Annotated in this window: 14 protein-coding genes; 5 read left to right on the top strand and 9 right to left on the bottom strand. The window is 73.8% G+C overall.

Going from position 1 to position 15274, the window contains the following annotated elements; genetic code table 11:
• The first annotated feature begins 2 nt into the window (after positions 1–2).
• Together ACGFML_RS30780 and ACGFML_RS30775 are read left to right on the top strand one after the other, a co-directional pair.
• Entirely contained in the window at positions 3–815 is an 813-nt protein-coding gene (locus ACGFML_RS30780) for a helix-turn-helix domain-containing protein (RefSeq protein WP_393548899.1), read from the top strand.
• A gap of 302 nt (positions 816–1117) precedes the next feature.
• Positions 1118–2209, top strand: coding sequence for a fatty acid desaturase family protein (locus tag ACGFML_RS30775; RefSeq protein ID WP_393548898.1), 1092 nt, complete (start codon positions 1118–1120; stop codon positions 2207–2209).
• An 89-nt stretch (positions 2210–2298) separates the two neighbouring features.
• On the opposite strand, the gene ACGFML_RS30770 is transcribed toward ACGFML_RS30775, so the two are convergent.
• From ACGFML_RS30770 to ACGFML_RS30740, 7 genes are all read right to left on the bottom strand, one after another.
• Positions 2299–3678, bottom strand: coding sequence for an amino acid permease (locus tag ACGFML_RS30770; RefSeq protein ID WP_393548897.1), 1380 nt, complete (start codon positions 3676–3678; stop codon positions 2299–2301).
• A 416-nt stretch (positions 3679–4094) separates the two neighbouring features.
• On the bottom strand, positions 4095–4322 hold the full coding sequence (locus tag ACGFML_RS30765) for a hypothetical protein (RefSeq protein ID WP_393548896.1): 228 nt from the start codon (positions 4320–4322) through the stop codon (positions 4095–4097).
• Between the two features lie 265 nt (positions 4323–4587).
• The gene (locus ACGFML_RS30760; RefSeq protein ID WP_393548895.1) at positions 4588–5679 is read right to left on the bottom strand and encodes an MBL fold metallo-hydrolase; all 1092 of its coding nucleotides are present in this window, start codon (positions 5677–5679) and stop codon (positions 4588–4590) included.
• Positions 5680–5751: 72 nt separating this feature from the next.
• The gene (locus ACGFML_RS30755) at positions 5752–6954 is read right to left on the bottom strand and encodes an aminotransferase class I/II-fold pyridoxal phosphate-dependent enzyme (protein ID WP_393548894.1); all 1203 of its coding nucleotides are present in this window, start codon (positions 6952–6954) and stop codon (positions 5752–5754) included.
• 249 nt (positions 6955–7203) lie between these two features.
• Positions 7204–8268 carry a type III polyketide synthase gene (locus ACGFML_RS30750; protein WP_393548893.1) on the bottom strand — a complete coding sequence of 355 codons (1065 nt, stop codon included), beginning with the start codon at positions 8266–8268 and terminating at the stop codon, positions 7204–7206.
• Between the two features lie 267 nt (positions 8269–8535).
• Positions 8536–9741, bottom strand: a complete 1206-nt coding sequence (locus ACGFML_RS30745) for a cytochrome P450 (protein ID WP_393548892.1) — start codon at positions 9739–9741, stop codon at positions 8536–8538.
• A 328-nt stretch (positions 9742–10069) separates the two neighbouring features.
• Positions 10070–10522 (bottom strand): GNAT family N-acetyltransferase, encoded by a 453-nt coding sequence (locus tag ACGFML_RS30740; protein ID WP_393548891.1) that lies wholly within the window; start codon positions 10520–10522, stop codon positions 10070–10072.
• Positions 10523–10602: 80 nt separating this feature from the next.
• Here ACGFML_RS30740 and ACGFML_RS30735 point away from each other — a divergent pair, with 80 nt between their 5' ends.
• The 3 genes from ACGFML_RS30735 (at position 10603) to ACGFML_RS30725 (ending at position 13417) form a co-directional block, all read left to right on the top strand.
• Positions 10603–12087 (top strand): bifunctional phosphatase PAP2/diacylglycerol kinase family protein, encoded by a 1485-nt coding sequence (locus ACGFML_RS30735; protein ID WP_393548890.1) that lies wholly within the window; start codon positions 10603–10605, stop codon positions 12085–12087.
• Between the two features lie 106 nt (positions 12088–12193).
• Complete coding sequence (locus tag ACGFML_RS30730) at positions 12194–13009, top strand: class I SAM-dependent methyltransferase (protein WP_393548889.1); 816 nt, start codon at positions 12194–12196, stop codon at positions 13007–13009.
• 42 nt (positions 13010–13051) lie between these two features.
• The gene (locus ACGFML_RS30725; protein WP_393548888.1) at positions 13052–13417 is read left to right on the top strand and encodes a VOC family protein; all 366 of its coding nucleotides are present in this window, start codon (positions 13052–13054) and stop codon (positions 13415–13417) included.
• 99 nt (positions 13418–13516) lie between these two features.
• Here the strand turns inward: ACGFML_RS30725 and ACGFML_RS30720 are convergent, their stop codons facing one another.
• Together ACGFML_RS30720 and ACGFML_RS30715 are read right to left on the bottom strand one after the other, a co-directional pair.
• Positions 13517–14443: an NADP-dependent oxidoreductase gene (locus ACGFML_RS30720; RefSeq protein WP_393548887.1), complete on the bottom strand. Its 927-nt coding sequence runs from the start codon at positions 14441–14443 to the stop codon at positions 13517–13519.
• A 103-nt stretch (positions 14444–14546) separates the two neighbouring features.
• Entirely contained in the window at positions 14547–15233 is a 687-nt protein-coding gene (locus ACGFML_RS30715; RefSeq protein ID WP_393548886.1) for a TetR/AcrR family transcriptional regulator, read from the bottom strand.
• Positions 15234–15274: the final 41 nt, after the last annotated feature.

The raw sequence follows: 15274 nt of genomic DNA, 5'->3' as shown, positions 1-15274 counted from the left end.
CCATGACGACTGCCGCGACGCTCGGGCCCCAGGCCACGGGTGTGGGGACGCTGCTGCGCGAATGGCGCGACCGGCGCAGGATCAGCCAGCTGGAACTGGCCCTGCGCGCCGACTCCTCCGCCCGGCACATCAGCTTCATCGAGACCGGCCGCTCCCGCCCCAGCCAGGAGATGGTGCTGCGGCTCGCCGAACACCTCGACGTCCCCGTACGGGAGCGCAACGCCCTCTTGGTCGCCGCAGGTTACGCGCCGACATTCGCGGAGACGCCGTTGGACGACCCCGCGATGGCCGCCCTGCGCACTGCCCTGGAACGGCTGCTGACCGGCTACGAACCGTTCCCCGCGCTGGTGGTGGACGGGACGTACACCGTGCAGGCGGCCAACCGCGGCATCGCTCTGCTGTTGGAGGGGGTCGACGAGTCCCTGCTGCGGCCGCCGCTCAACGCCATGCGGATCACCCTGCATCCGCGGGGCCTGGCGCCCCGTATCCGCAATTTCCTGGAGTGGCGCGGCCATCTCCTCACCCAGATGGAACGGCAGTTGGCGCTGCTTCGCTCCGCGCCGCTGAAGGCGCTCTACGACGAGGTACGGCAGTATCCGCTGCCCGAGGGCGGGCGGGAGGTGGCGGCCACCGGCGAACATCCGCCCTTCGCGCTGCCGATGGTCATCGAGCACGGCGGCACGGTGCTGTCCTTCATCTCCACCATCGCCACCTTCAACACCCCGATGGACGTGACGGTCTCCGAACTGGCGGTGGAGACCCTCCTGCCCGCCGACCCGGAGACGCTCGCGCAGCTGCGGAAGCGGGAGTGGTGAGCGTGCGGACGGGCCGGGAGCCGTGACCTGGCCGGTGGCCTCGGTCAGGGGATCGGTGCAGGTCGCCCGGTCGGTGAAGGCGGCGACCGCCTGGTCCGGTGCGGCCCGCCGGGGCGGGGGGCGATGACCCCGCGGGTCAGGGCAGCACGGGGCGGCAGGTGCCGGGAGCCGGCCCGTGGGGTCCCGGGAACCCCCCGGTGGGACACCCGGACAGCCCCCGGTGGGAGCCCCCCGGTGGCCCCCGGAGCGACCGGGGGGTGATCGGCTGTCGGCGCTCCCTCCCCGCCGGAAGACTCGGCCGTATGACAACGAGCCTCCGGCCCCCTGTCCCACCCACCCCCTCGGGCCCGCCGCCCGTCGCCCCGGGCACACCGCCCGGCAGCGATTTCGCCCGGCTGTCGCGCCGCGTCATGCAGGCCGGGCTGTTCCGGCGCCGGCCCTGGTACTACGCCGCCCGGCTCTCCCTGGTGACCGCGGCGTTCGCCGGGAGCTGGGCGGCCTTTCTTGCGGTCGGTGACAGCTGGTGGCAGCTGGCGGTGGCCGGTGTGCTGGCCGTGGTCTTCGGGCAGATCGCGCTGGTCACCCATGACGTGGCCCATCTACAGGTGTTCCGCAGGCGCCGCGCCGGGGAGATCGCCGGCCGGCTGTTCGGCAACCTCGGCGTCGGGATGTCGTACGGCTGGTGGATGAACAAGCACACCCGGCACCACGCCAACCCCAACCACGAGGAGCTCGACCCGGACGTGGCGCCCGACATCCTGGTGTGGTCCCAGGACCAGGCACGGGCCGCCGTTGGTCTGCCGCGCTTCCTGGGCCGCCATCAGGCGTGGCTGTTCTTCCCGTTGCTCACCCTGGAGGGGTTCAACCTCCATGTGTCGAGCGTGCGAGCGCTCCGGTCGTCGTCGATGAGGCGCCGGGGCACGGAGGCCGGGCTGCTGGCCGCGCATGCGGCGATGTATCTCGGTGCGCTCTTCCTGGTGCTGCCGCCCGGTAAGGCGCTGACATTCCTCTTCGTCCACCAAGCCGTGTTCGGCGTCTATCTGGGCTGCACCTTCGCGCCCAACCACAAGGGCATGCCGACGCTGACCGGCGCCGAACGCCCGGACTTTCTGCGGCGGCAGGTGCTGACCTCGCGCAACGTGCGCGGTGGACGCGTCACCGACGTGCTGCTCGGCGGCCTCAACCACCAGATCGAGCACCATCTCTTCCCGCACATGCCGACGCCGCAGCTGCGCCGCGCCCGGCCGATCGTGCGGGAGTACTGCGCCGAGATCGGCGTCCCGTACCACGAGACGGGATTCCTCACCTCGTACCGGGAGGCACTGCGTCATCTGCACCGTGTCGGCGCGCCGCTGCGCGCGACGGGGGCAGGACGGCGGCCCCGGTCGGCGTGACGACGTCCGCACGCCTTTGCCGACGGTGGCAACGGCGTGCGGACGGGGGGCCGCGAGGGCCGGTTCGCCTCGCGGCTCCCGGACGGCGGCTAGCGTGCCGCCGCGGAGGCCCGGTCCGGGGTGTGCGCCGTCGCTTCCGCCGCGGCGGGGTCGGTGTCCGGCTCCGCCTCCACCGTGTTCTCCCGCCCGGCCCTGCGCGCCGCCATCACCGCGTAGACCAGGATCCCCGCGAAGAGGAACAGCACGCCTTGGTAGATCGCCGCATAGCCGGCCCCTGCCACCAGCCAGAACGTGAACCCGAACGCCACCAGGGCGAGGGTCAGGTCGCGGGCGAAGCGGGCCGGCCGGACCTGGTCGCGGCGGCCGGTCAGCAGGAAGTAGATCTGGGCGCCGGCGGCGAGGAGGTAGGGGACGGTCGCGGAGAACGTGGTGATCAGGACCAGGATCTCGAAGACGCCGCCGGCGCCGGTCAGGTAGTTGATCACGGTCAGGGCGCTGGCCAGCAGCACGGCCGCGAGGACGCCGAAGGTCGGGACGCCCCGCCGCTTGGTCAGGAAGGGCGCGGGGAAGAGGCCGTCCTTGGCGGCGGCGTACGGGGACTGGGCGCTCATCAACGTCCAGCCGTTGAGGGCGCCGATGATGGAGATCACGGCCGCGCCGGCGACGACCGTCCCGCCCCAGTGGCCGCCGAACATCGCGTTCACCGCGTCCGAGAACGGCGCCGTGGAGTGCACCAGCTTGTCGTGCGCGACGGTGCCGAAGACGGCGACGGTCCCCAGGAGGTAGACGACGGCGGCGCCGACGGTTCCCAGGACGGTGGCCCGGCCCACGTTGCGCTCCGGGTCGCGGACCTCGCCCGCGCTCATCGCCGCGGACTCCACGCCCACATAGCTGTAGAGGAGGATCGCGGCCGCCGCTGACAGGCCGCCGACCGTGCTGCCGCCCCCCTCGTGGAACGCGCCGAGGTTGTCCGGGTCGAAGAAGAACAGGCCGACGACGGCGATGAACAGCAGCGGGACGAACTTGAGGACGGTGGAGACGAGCTGCACGGCGCCCACATAGCGGGTGCCGGCGAAGTTGGCCAGGGCCGGCAGCCACAGCGCGCCGAGGGCGACGGCCAGGTCGGTGCCGGCGGACGCATGGCCGGGGAAGAGGACGTGGACGTAGCCGACGGCGGCGACCGCGAGCGCCGCGTTGCTGACCCAGGTCATGGTCCAGTACGACCAGGCGGACAGGAACCCGGCGAAGTCGCCGAACGCCTCGCGCGCGTAGACGTAGGGGCCCCCGGTGTCCGGGTGACGTCGGGCGAGCCGGCCGAAGACCAGGGCCAGGGCGACCGCGCCGAGGGTGAGGACGCCGAACGCGAGCAGGCTGACGGTGCCGAACGGGGCGACCGAGGCCGGCAGCAGGAAGATGCCGCCGCCGATGATGTTGCCCATCACCAGAGCGGTGGCGGTGATCAGGTTCATCCGAAACGGACGCCTTGATGGGATGTGCAGGTCAGAGGCGGTGGGTGTGGCCTCTGCGGCGGGATCGCGGTGCATGGTGTGGGCGCGTCTCTCATCGTGCTGGCTCGCCGGGGTACCGGCGGAGCCCATGGTCACCGGCCGCGCGCACGACTCAAAATCGCTGTGATTCGTCCTGTCCGACCCGCCTGCCGAGCGAAAATCTTCGGCCGTGCCGCCTGACCGCAGGACGGTGGGCGGACGGTGGAGATGCGCCGCCGGCCGGGAACGCCGCCACCCTCCCCACGTGTGGGGCGAAGTGGCCGCCGTCCGGATGCCCTTGAGTGTGCTGTCGGGTGTGCTGTCGGGTCCCGGCCGGCGGGGAGCATGCTCGGCCGCGCGATCCGGCGGCCGGGCGGGCGGTTCGGCGCGGCGCCGGATCAGCGCTTGCCGTCCTCCGCCCGGGGGCGGTCGGCCGCGGGCGGGGATGCCGCGGATCCCCCGGCCGTGCGCCGTGGTTCCGGCTCCCCCGGCCCGAGCGGCTCCCCCGACCCGAGCGGCTCCCCCGACCCGAGGGGCTGCTGCGGCCCGTCGGCGCCCTCGCGCAGCCACCGGCGCAGTACGTGGTGCACCCGCTCGGCGCCGGTCAGCACCTCGCCGTCCGGCATCGGCGCCGTCAGCTCGGCCGGCCGGCCACAGCAGGAAGGGACGGCCCTGTGCCCCGCCCAGCCCGCCGTGCGCCGCCTTACTCGGCGATGTGGGACGTGGCCGCGGCGGTCGGGCTCACCCTGGTGATCAGTGCGGCGCCGGCCCTGTGGCGGCGGCCCTGTGGCGGCGGGTCCGGCCGGGGGACGGCACGAAGGGGTGACCCGGCCGGGGCTCCCCGGCCGTCCGGTTCCCGGCCGTCCGGTTCCCGGCCGTCCGGGTCCGCGCTCAGCGCTCGGCGAGCACCCGGGACGCACCGACCGGCAGGTCCCACAGGTCCTCGCGGGGGCGGCCGGTGGCGGCCCAGGCGGCGCGGACCCGGTGCAGGGGCTCCAGGGGCCGTTCGGCGGAGAGCAGGAAGGTGGACCAGTGCATGGGCACCAGTGCCCGTGCGCCCAGGTCCTGGCAGGCCCGTACGGCCTCCTCCGGGTCGGTGTGCACCGGGCGCAGGATCCAGCGCGGGTCGTACGCGCCGATGGGCAGCAGCGCCAGGTCGATACCGGGGTGGCGGCGGCCGATCTCCTCGAACCAGTGGCCGTAGCCGGTGTCCCCCGCGAAGTGCAGCCGCCGTCCGTCGGGCGCGGTGAGCACCCAGCCGCCCCACAGGGTGCGGCAGGTGTCGGTCAGCGTCCGCTTGCTCCAGTGGTGGGCGGGGACGAAGTCGAAGCGCACGGTGCCGCCGGGGGCGGGCAGTTCGACGGCCTCCCACCAGTCGAGGTCGGTGACGCAGGTGAAGCCGCGGCGGCGCGCCCAGGGCGCAAGCCCCGCGGGGAGGAGCAGCGGGGTGTGGCGCGGCAGTCGCTTGAGGGTCGGGGCGTCCAGGTGGTCGTAGTGGTTGTGGCTGATGACCACGGCGTCGATGGGCGGCAGGTCCTCCCAGCGGACGCCCACGGGGGTGACCCGCGCGGGGGTGCCCAGGATCTTGCGGGACCAGACCGGGTCCGCCAGTACCGTCAGGCCGCCGATCCGGATCACCCAACTGGCGTGCCCGGCCCAGGTGAGGGCGACGGTCGCGGGGCCGGCGGCGGGCATCGGGCCGGGCGCGAAGGGGAGTTCCTGGATCTCGCACAGCGACTCGGTGACCGGTCGCAGCTTGCCCTCCCGGGCGATCCGGGCCAGGGCGCGGACGCCGGGGAGCGGCGCGGTGAGCCGGTCGGTGAAGTCCCGCGGCCAGGTGCGGGGCTCCCCCAGGGGGCGCGGCTCGGCCGGTGCCGGCGGGGCGGGCTGCGGGACGGCGGCGGGGCCGGGGGTGCGGGGCGGTGCGGGCGCGCCGGCTGCCGGGTGGGCGTCGGCGACCGCGCGCTCGGTCTGTTCGGTCATCGAGGGGCTCCATTCGGGGGGGCGCACCGGGGGACGGCATCGAGGACGGGAGGGGGCTGCCGGGCGGGCGGATCAACCGCCCGCCGGGGCGGCGAGCGCGGCCAGCGCCCGCGACAGAGCGGTCAACGACTCTGCTACGGAAGGAATTTGCAGGGGGTCCGGAGCCTCCAGGGCGCGCCCGTACTGCTCCGGGTCGGCGCCCAGTAGCGCCTCGGAGCCCAGCCGCACCCGCAGCGTCGCCGGGTCGTCCCCGAAGCGGTGTCCGCCGCGGGCCGACCAGGGCGCCAGCTCCCGTTCCAGCGCGGCGGATCCGGTGATGCCACGAGGCGCCAGGGCCCGGCGCAGCGGTTCGAGGTCGGCGTAGAGATGGCTGCCGGAGTGCGGCGGGCGGCAGACGGCGCCCGCCTCGGTGAGGGTGCGGTGGAGCGCGGTGGCCAGGGCTCCGTACAGCCGGGCGGCGGCGACGGTTCTGGTGCGTACCGGGCCGGGTTCGCCGAGGGCGTGGCCGACGGCGCAGGCGAGCGGCCCGGGCAGCGGGGTGCGCAGTGCGGTCAGGGCGTCCAGGGCGGCGGACCGCAGGGCGGCGCCGCGTGGGGTGTCCGGGAAACGGGCGAGCGCCGCGGGCCAGGAGGCCGGGGCGAGGGCGGCCCGCAGATCGGTCAGCACCACCACCTCGGCGGGCAGCATCTCGGCGGGGCTGAGGACGACGGTGTCGTGCGGATCGTGCAGCAGATCGCGGTGCGACTCGTCGCTGACGACCCACAGGCCCTCCCCCGCCGCCGCCTCGCACACCTCGTGCAGTTGCTCCGGCGCCGGGCAGGTGCCGGTCGGGTCGTCGGCGACGGACAGCACCAGAACGCGCGGGTCCTCGCCGCGCATCCGGGCCCGGCGGACGGTCTCCAGCAGCGCGAACGGGTCGGGCACCCCGCCCGATTCGGCCGGCACCGGCGCGAGGTGCACCGGCCGGCCGAGCAGCCGGGCGGGCGGTGCGTACCACTGGGAGCACGGTCGGGGCAGTACGACGGCTCCGCCGGCCGCGGCGTACAGGGCGAGCAGCAGGGCCGGTGCACCCGGGGCGGCGAGCGTGTGGTCGGGGCCGGTGACCAGGCCACGGCGTTCCCAGTAGCCGCAGGCGGCGGTGCGCAGCGGCCGGGAGCCACCGGGGGGCTCCGGTTCGCTGCGGCCGGCTGCCGCGGCGAGGTGCGCGGCGAGGTCCGGGAGCACCGGGAGGCCCACCGGCGGGTCCGGGGCCGGATCCGGGGCGGTCCGCTGCATCCGTACCTCCACACTCCGCGCGGGCGGCCGATCGTGGGCCCATCACATGATTGACGGCTCCGACCACCTTGGCAGATGGCGCGGGTGGCGACCGGGGGCGACACGTCAGCGCCGGGAGGCAGGGGTCCCGGTCCGGCCCGGGGGGGGGCGGGCCGGACCGGGACCGTACGGGGCGTCGGTTCGCTCGTGCGTACGAGTCGGTGCGCGCTCGGTCGGCTCACCCCGGTGGGGCCGGCCGGCGGCGGGGCCTCACTCCGCCTCGGCCGGGCCGGCGCTCCAGGTGCCCAGCGCCATCTCGGCCGTGATGCCGGGTCCGAAGCCCGCCAGTATTCCGCGCTGCCCCTCCAGGGCCGACGCCTCGTCGAACATCCGGGACAGGGCGTCCAGAACCACGGCGCTGGCGATGTTGCCGTACTCGGTGAGGGTCGCGCGGCTGAAGCGGAACGCCTCGGGAGGCACGTCGAGGAAGCGGCACAGGTCGTCCAGGATGCGCGGCCCGCCCGCGTGGATGATGTAGAAGTCCAGCTTGCTCGCGTTCCATTGCTCCTGCTCCGCGACGGCGCGCAGGGCGGGGGCGAGGGGTTCCATGGTGCCGGGCACGCGTTTGTCCAGCTGGAAGTGGTACCCGGTGGACCGCACCGCGTAGGAGATCCAGTCCTCGGTGTGCGGGATGAGGTAGGAGCCGTTGCGCTCCAGACGGACACCGACGCCGCCCTCCCCACGGACCACGGCGGCGGCGACCGCGTCGCCGAACAGGCCGTTGGACAGCAGATTTCCCACGTCGATGTCCGTGGGCTGGTAGCACAGCGAGCAGAACTCGCACGCGACGATGAGCACGTTGGCGTCGGGGTACGCCCGGCAGAAGTCGTGCGCCCGGTTGATCGCGGCGCCCCCGGCCGCACAGCCGAGTTGCGCTATCGGGATCTGCCGGGTCTCCGACCGGAAGCCCATGGTGTTGATGAGCCACGCGGTCAGCGCCGGCATCGTGAAGCCGGTGCAGGAGACATAGATGATCAGGTCGATCTGGTCCGCTTCCAGCTCCGCCTGGTCAAGTGCCCGGCGCACCACGGCGGGTACCCGGGCCTTGGATTCCTCCTCGTAAATGGCGCTCCGGGCGTCGAGCCCGGGATGCTCCAGCACCTTGTCGATCGGCTGGATCAAATGCCGTCTGACCACGCCCGTGTGCTCGATGAGCCGGAGCACCTTCTTCAGCTGCAGGTGGTCGTAGTGCAGCTGCCGTGCCAGTTCGAGGGTGTCGTCCTGGGTGATGATGTACTCCGGGACCGCGATTGCCGGTTTGCACAGAACCGCCATGGATTGCTCTCCTAGCAGACCGTGGTCCGCTCGGTGCAGTCCCTGCGATGGGGCCTGTGGCCGACGGGATCCGTCGCGGCAATGTGCATACGTTTCACGGCAGCAGAACCACTGACGGTTCCGGCGACCCGGGTCGGGCCCCTGAGAGGGACGCAGGCGGGCCAGCCGTCGAAGAAATGAATTCACCCCGTTGGAAGCGGGGCGATCTCAAGCAACCGTACGGCAGCCGGGTGAAGTTCGCATGCCGCTGCGCCGCCACCGGCCTCGTCACCAGGTGACCGGCAGGGCGAGCGGATAGCGCCAGATGGAGGTTTCGTTCCAGCGCACCTCCTCGGCCGGCTTCGCCAGTTTCAGGTCGGGGAAGCGGTCCAGGAGGCTGCCGAGCGCCACTTCGAGCTCGGTGACGGCGAGCGGGGCTCCCAGGCAGTGGTGTCCGCCCCAGCCGAAGGTCATGTGGGACGGCTTCTCGCGGTCCAGGTCCAGCTCGTCGGGCCGGTCGAACTTGCGGCTGTCCCGGTTGGCGGTCAGATAGGAGACGTGGACGATGTCGCCCGCCCGGATCGTCACCCCGCTCAACTCGACGTCCTCGGTGGCGACGCGTGGGATGCCGACGCCCTTGCGGAACGGGATGAACCGCAGCATCTCCTCGATCGCCTGCGGAAGCCTTTCGGGGTGGGCGCGCAGCGCGGCGAGCTCCTCGGGTCGCGTGAGCAGCGTGTAGGAGAGGTTGGCGATCTGATAGGTCGTGGTGTCCTGACCGGTGATGAGCAGGACCATGGCCATCACGGTCAGTTCCCGCGCGTCGAGGATCTCGTCGCCGTCCCGGGCGGTGGCCAGGGCACTGATCAGGTCGTCGCCCGGGTGCTCGCGGCGGTGCGCGGTCAGCGTCGCGAAGTACTCCCGCATCTCGGCCTTGGCCCGGACCGCGGCGTCGCGGTTGTCGAGGCTGGTGTTCATCATGGTGCGGGCGTATCCGCGCAGCCGCGCACGGTCCGCCTCGGGGATGTCGAGGACCTCGCAGATCGTCGTCAGGGGCAGCGGGGCCGCCAGATGCTCCATCACGTCGCCCGGGGCGCCGTACTCCGTCATCCGGTCCAGCAGTTCGTCCACGACGTGCTGGGTGCGGGCCCGCATGCGGTCCACGTGCCGCGGCGCGAACGCCTTGGAGACCAGGCTCCGCAGCCGGCTGCTGGCGGGCGGGTCCATCACGTTGATCGCCTCGTCCTGGACGATCGGCTCCGGCGTCATCCGGGGGAAGTCCCGCCCGATGACGGCGTGCCGGCTGAAGCGCCGGTCGGTGGTCACCGTGCGCACGTCCTCGTAGCGGGTGACGAGCCAGGCCTCGCCCTCCCCGTACGGCAGCCGGATGCGGGCCACCGGCTCCTCGTCCAGCAGGCGCTTGAGCGTCGGGTCGAACTCAAGGGCCTCGGCGTAGTCGAAAGGGCAGTTCCAGACGTTCGGGGAGGATGCCATGCTGAGCTCCCGAAGTGAGAGGGGCGAGCGGATCCGCCGGCTGCGCGGGCAGGTCCGGGCGCCGCGGCGGGTGCGTTCCGCGCCGCGGCCGGTCCGCGACGCGAGTGTCCAGCGATCGGCTCGAATGTCGTCGTTTGTCGCTCGCCAGCATGGCAGCCGGCAGGGTGCCGGGCAGCCCGGCGTCCGGCCCGCCCACGGCCCTCCGGCGGCGGCCGCCCCGCCCTGCCGCGGCGGCTGCGGCGGCGAGCGGGACGGCCGGCGTGTTGCGCCGAACGGGTGGCGGGCGCTCCGGCCGGGTGCCGTCGGCCGGTGCGGTTGCCGGCCGCGGTCAGCTGTGCTGTCCGGACGGGCCGGGCGCCGCGTAGTGGTGCACCTCCACCTCCTCGCCCGCGCCCCAGTCCTGCCGCTCGCTGCCCGTCCGGATCCAGCCCAGCCGCTCGTACAGGGCGATGGCGGACGTGTCGGAGCTCAGCACCTCCAGTACGGGGCGCAGCCCGCGGTCCGCGGCCTCCCCCGCCGCGGCCTGCAGCAGCAGCCGGCCGAGGCCCCGGCCGCGGGCCCCGGGGGCGACGTACAGGCGGCTGATCTCGGCGCCGCGCAGCGCCGCATGGCCGACGACGCGGCCGTCCAGCTCGGCGACCCAGGCAGCGGCCGGCGCCTCGGCCGCCAGCCAGGCGGCCGGGTCGACGGGCCAGTGGTGCGGGTAGCCGCTGCGGGTGTGCACCTCGGCGAGGACGGCCGCACAGGCGTCCAGGTCGGTGTCGAGACGTCTCCTGATCATCGGCGTATGCAAGCACGCCGCCCACCGCCGTTCGGCGGCGGGCCGGCCTGTTCCCGAGCGGCCTGGGTAAGAGCTGCCGCATGCGAAAGGTACTGAGCAACCTCGACCGGCTGGCCTTCGTCCGGGTCGCCTCGCACGAGTGGCCGGGCGCCCAGCGGGTGCTGCCCCGGCTGTCGCGTACCGCCAATCACGGGTTGCTGTGGTGCGGGATCGCGGCGGGCGCGGCCGTGCTGGGCGGCCGGCCCGGCAGGCGGGCCGCACTGCGGGGGGTCGCCTCGCTGGCGGCGGCCTCGGCGGCCGTGAACACGCTGGGCAAGGGGTCGGTGCGGCGCGAGCGCCCACTGCTGGACACGGTGCCGGTGATACGCCGGCTGCACCGCCAGCCCTTCACCTCCTCCTTCCCCTCCGGGCACGCGGCGTCGGCGGTGGCCTTCGCCACCGGGGTGGGATTCGAGAAGAAGTGGTGGGGGCTGGCCCTTGCGCCGGTCGCCGCGTCGGTGGCCTTCTCCCGCGTCTACACCGGGGTGCACTATCCCGGCGATGTGCTGGCCGGGGCCGCGCTGGGCGCCGGCGCCGCGTTCGCCGTGCGCGGTCTCGCGCCGACCCGCGCCCAGCTCGCGCCGCCCGCCCGGCCGCGCGCGGACGCCCCCGCGCTGCCCGGCGGGCGCGGCCTGGTGGTGGTCGCCAACCAGGGCTCGGGGCAGCGCTCGGGGCCGCTCCCCGACCGGGCCCAGGAGGTCCACGGGGTGCTGCCGCAGGCCGACGTGATGCTGTTCGGCGGGCCGGACGCGCGGCCGCTGGGAGAGGTCCTGGAGGAGGGCGCGGAGCTGGCCCGCAAGCAGGGCGGGGCGCTGGGCGTGCTCGGCGGCGACGGCACCATCAACGCGGCGGCGGCCGTCGCGGTACGGCACGGGTTGCCGTTGGCGGTGCTGCCCGGCGGCACCCACAACCACTTCGCCTACGACCTCGGGATCGAGACGTACGCGCAGGCGGCGCGCGCCGTGGAGAGCGGCGAGGCGGTCGCCGTGGACCTGGCGCGGTTCCGGGCCGAACCGCACCACGAAGGGCACCTCTTCCTCAACACCTTCTCCATCGGCGCCTATCCGGAGCTGGTGCGGATCCGGGAGAAGTGGGCCGGGCGGATCGGGGCCTGGCCCGCCGGCGTGCTCGCGGCCTGGGAAGTGCTGCGTACCGCCGTGCCGTTGACGATCGAGGTCAACGGCAGGCGGCGCCCGGTGTGGATGGTGTTCGTCGGCAACTGCCAGTACCGGGGCCTGGGGCTGGCACCGGTGCGGCGCCACGACCTGGCGGACGGGGTGCTCGATGTACGGGTGGTGCACGGCGGCCGGCTGGCCCGCACCCGGCTGCTCGCCGCGGCCCTGACCGGTACCCCGCGCTCCTCTCCCGTCCTCGGCGAGGCCCGACTGCGCACCCTGCGCATCGGCGGCGTCCCGAAGGGCACAGCACTCGCCTACGACGGTGAAGTCGCCCCGTCCCAGGGGTCGTTGACGCTGGAGAAGGAGAACGAGGCGCTGACGGTCTACCGCCTGCTGCCCGAATGGTGAGATGTAACTCTCATGATGCGAGACCACCGCGTAGCGTGTGACCAGCGCGCCGCAAGACGTCGCCGCAACGTCACCCGTATGCACCGGTCACGCGAAGGAGCCGACCATGCCGCAGGAATCCGCCGTCTACACCCACGGCCACCACGAGTCCGTACTGCGCTCCCACACCTGGCGCACCGCCGCCAACTCGGCCGGATACCTGCTGGATTCGCTGCTCCCGCACATGCAGATCCTGGACATCGGCTGCGGCCCGGGCACCATCACCGCCGACCTGGCCGCACTCGTGCCGGACGGGCAGGTGACGGGTCTGGAGTACGCACCCGACGTGCTGGACCGGGCGCGTGCCACGGCCGACGACCGCGGGCTGTCGAATGTCCGGTTCGCGGTCGGGGACGTCCACGCACTGGACTATCCGGACGACACCTTCTGCGTCGTGCACGCCCATCAGGTACTCCAGCACGTGGGCGATCCCGTCCAGGCGCTGCGTGAGATGCGCCGGGTCACCAAGCCGGGGGGAATCGTGGCCGTCCGCGATTCGGACTACTCGGCGATGACCTGGTACCCCGAGGTCGAGGGCATGTCGGACTGGCTGGAGCTGTATCTGCGGGTGGCCCGGGCCAACGGCGGCGAACCGGACGCCGGACGCCGACTGCACGCCTGGGCCCGCCGGGCCGGCTTCGCCCCCTCCGACGTCACCGCCACCGCCGGCACCTGGTGCTACCGCACCCCCGAGGAACGGTCCTGGTGGAGCCGGCTGTGGGCGGACCGTACGGTCTCCTCCTCCTACGCCCGGCGGGCGGTGGAGGGCGGGCACGCCACGGCGGAGGAGCTCGAGCGGATCGCCCGCGCCTGGCGCGAGTGGGGCGCCGAGGAGGACGGCTGGTTCGGCATCCTGCACGGCGAGATCCTGTGCCGGGTGTGACCACGGTGGGCACTGCGGGAACGCCCAACTAGGCTGGTCCGTATGGACATTCTGGGGACCTCACTGCGAGTGTGCGTCGGCGATCTCAATGCCGCGGTCGACGTCTACGAACGGCTGACCGGCGCCGAGGCCATCCGCTTCCAACGCGGCGGTGTGTCCGTCGCGGCCGTCGGGTGCTTCTTCCTGATGAGCGGCCCGGAGGCGGAGCTGTCGGTGCTGCGGAAGATCACTGCGACCCTCGCCGTGAAGGACGTGGACGCCGCCGTCGCCGACCTGACGGCGGTCGGCGCGGACATCATCGCGGGACCGCTGGCGACCCCGATCGGCCGCAACCTCGTGGCCCGGCATCCGGACGGCTCGATCTTCGAGTATGTCGACCGCAACCAGGAAGCCGGTCAGGGCGCTTAGGAGCCGGCCCCCGGTCCGCCGGGCCCGGGGCGGCGCCCTCGGGCCCGGCGGATCGGTTCGGCATCCGTGTCGCCGCCGGCGTGCCCGTCCGCGTCCGCGTCAGGAGGACACCTCCAGCACGATCTTGCCGCGGGACCGGCCCGACATGCTGCGCTGGAACGCCTCCGCCGTCTCGGCCAGCGGGAACGTCGCCTCGACCGGCACCACGAGCTTGCCGGCGTCCGCCAGCTCGCCGAGCGCGGTCAGGTCCGCGGCGTCCGGACGCACCCACACCATGTGGCCGCCCTTCGCCGCGACCTCGCCGTCGGCGATGGACACCAGCCGGCTGCGGTCCTTGAGCAACTGTTGTGAGACGTCCAGGACGCCGTTGCCGACGAAGTCCAGCGCCACGTCCACGCCTTCGGGCGCCAGCGCCCGCACCCGGCCCTCCAGTCCGTCACCGTACGTCACCGGTTCGGCTCCCAGGGAGCGCAGGAAGTCGTGGTTGCGCTCGCTCGCCGTGCCGATGACCCGGGCCCCCCGGGCCACCGCGATCTGCACGGCGAACGCGCCGACACCGCCGGCCGCGGCGTGCACCAGGACCGTCTCCCCCTGCTTCGTGCCGACCCGCTCCAGCGACTGATAGGCCGTCAGCCCGGCGAGCGGGAGCCCCGCGGCCTGCTGCCAGCTGAGCGAGGCGGGCTTGCGCGCCAGGGTGCGCACCGGCGCCGCGACCAGCTCGGCGAAGGTGCCGTGCTGCACCTCGTCCTTGCGGACATAGCCGATGACCTCGTCGCCCACCGCGTACTCGGGGGCGTCCGCACCGACCGCCTCGACCACGCCCGCCACATCCCAACCGGGGATCAGCGGGAAGTGGGCATTCATCATCGCGTCGAGATAGCCCCCGACGATCTTCCAGTCCACGGGATTGACGCCGGCCGCCCGGACCCGGATCAGGACCGAGTCGGGGCCGACCTTCGGGGTGGGCTGGTCGGTGTACTCCAGGGCCGAGGGCCCGCCGAAGCTGTTCACGGTGATTGCCTTCATGATCCGTGACAACGCGTCACGGCCGGGGTTCATTCCACGTCGCGCAGACAACGTCCGAACGGCCTACCGGTGGGCGCCGCGGCGGGCCCCGAGCCGAGCGCCGTCAGCCCGTCCCGGCGCCCAGCGCCCGCAGCAGGAACGGGAGGAGTTCGCGGGCCATCGCCTCGCCCGAGGACCCCGAGGACCTCGAGGAGGCGGCGACGGGGTGTGCCGCGTCCGGGGCGGGGTGCGCCGCGTTCGGGGTCAGGAAGAGGCGGCTGACCATCGAACCGACGACCAGGTCGGCCAGGACGTGCGCGTTCTCCAGCGGCGCGATGTCGCCGCGGTCGACGGCGCGGCGGACCACGGTGGCGGCCCGGTCGCGGACCGGCTGGACGATGGCCGTGTCCAGGACGCGGGCCAGCGCCTCGTTGTGCGCGGCCTCGCCGATCAGCACGTGCAGGAGCCGGCCGCCGGGGCCCTCCAGCGTCTCGGCCTTGTCCCGCAGCAGCGCGGTCAGGTCGCCCTCCAGGGCGCCGGTGTCCGGCTGCGGGCCCAGATCGCCGGCCCAGCGGACGGCGGTGCCCACCACCAGGTCCTCCTTGGAGCGCCAGCGGCGGTAGAGCGTCGCGGTGGACACCCCGGCCCGCTTGGCGACGGCCGCCGTGGTCAGGCCGCCGTAGCCGCTCTCCTGGAGGACCTGCACGGTGGCCTCCAGCAGCGCCCGGTCACGGCCGGCGTCGCGGGGGCGCCCGCGGGCGGGCTGCCGCCCGGCGGGGACGCTCTGGCTGCTCTCGGTGCGTTCGGCCACGGGGGGAGTCTATCGACCCACCAATACGAAACGAAATATTT

Origin of the sequence: Streptomyces sp. NPDC048650 (assembly GCF_043199095.1) — a bacterium.
GTDB lineage: Bacteria > Actinomycetota > Actinomycetes > Streptomycetales > Streptomycetaceae > Streptomyces.
Note: the sequence above shows the minus strand (reverse complement) of the source record. Positions and strands in the feature narration are given on the sequence as shown.

Bases quoted from the DNA above. Each gene is read 5' to 3' on its own strand.
- ACGFML_RS30750 (WP_393548893.1), bottom strand. From the start codon at position 8,268: ATGGCGGTTCTGTGCAAACCGGCAATCGCGGTCCCGGAGTACATCATC.
- ACGFML_RS30755 (WP_393548894.1), bottom strand. From the start codon at position 6,954: ATGCAGCGGACCGCCCCGGATCCGGCCCCGGACCCGCCGGTGGGCCTC.
- ACGFML_RS30725 (WP_393548888.1), top strand. From the start codon at position 13,052: ATGGACATTCTGGGGACCTCACTGCGAGTGTGCGTCGGCGATCTCAAT.
- ACGFML_RS30745 (WP_393548892.1), bottom strand. From the start codon at position 9,741: ATGGCATCCTCCCCGAACGTCTGGAACTGCCCTTTCGACTACGCCGAG.
- ACGFML_RS30780 (WP_393548899.1), top strand. From the start codon at position 3: ATGACGACTGCCGCGACGCTCGGGCCCCAGGCCACGGGTGTGGGGACG.
- ACGFML_RS30765 (WP_393548896.1), bottom strand. From the start codon at position 4,322: ATGCCGGACGGCGAGGTGCTGACCGGCGCCGAGCGGGTGCACCACGTA.
- ACGFML_RS30735 (WP_393548890.1), top strand. From the start codon at position 10,603: ATGCGAAAGGTACTGAGCAACCTCGACCGGCTGGCCTTCGTCCGGGTC.
- ACGFML_RS30720 (WP_393548887.1), bottom strand. From the start codon at position 14,443: ATGAAGGCAATCACCGTGAACAGCTTCGGCGGGCCCTCGGCCCTGGAG.
- ACGFML_RS30775 (WP_393548898.1), top strand. From the start codon at position 1,118: ATGACAACGAGCCTCCGGCCCCCTGTCCCACCCACCCCCTCGGGCCCG.
- ACGFML_RS30760 (WP_393548895.1), bottom strand. From the start codon at position 5,679: ATGACCGAACAGACCGAGCGCGCGGTCGCCGACGCCCACCCGGCAGCC.
- ACGFML_RS30770 (WP_393548897.1), bottom strand. From the start codon at position 3,678: ATGAACCTGATCACCGCCACCGCTCTGGTGATGGGCAACATCATCGGC.
- ACGFML_RS30740 (WP_393548891.1), bottom strand. From the start codon at position 10,522: ATGATCAGGAGACGTCTCGACACCGACCTGGACGCCTGTGCGGCCGTC.
- ACGFML_RS30730 (WP_393548889.1), top strand. From the start codon at position 12,194: ATGCCGCAGGAATCCGCCGTCTACACCCACGGCCACCACGAGTCCGTA.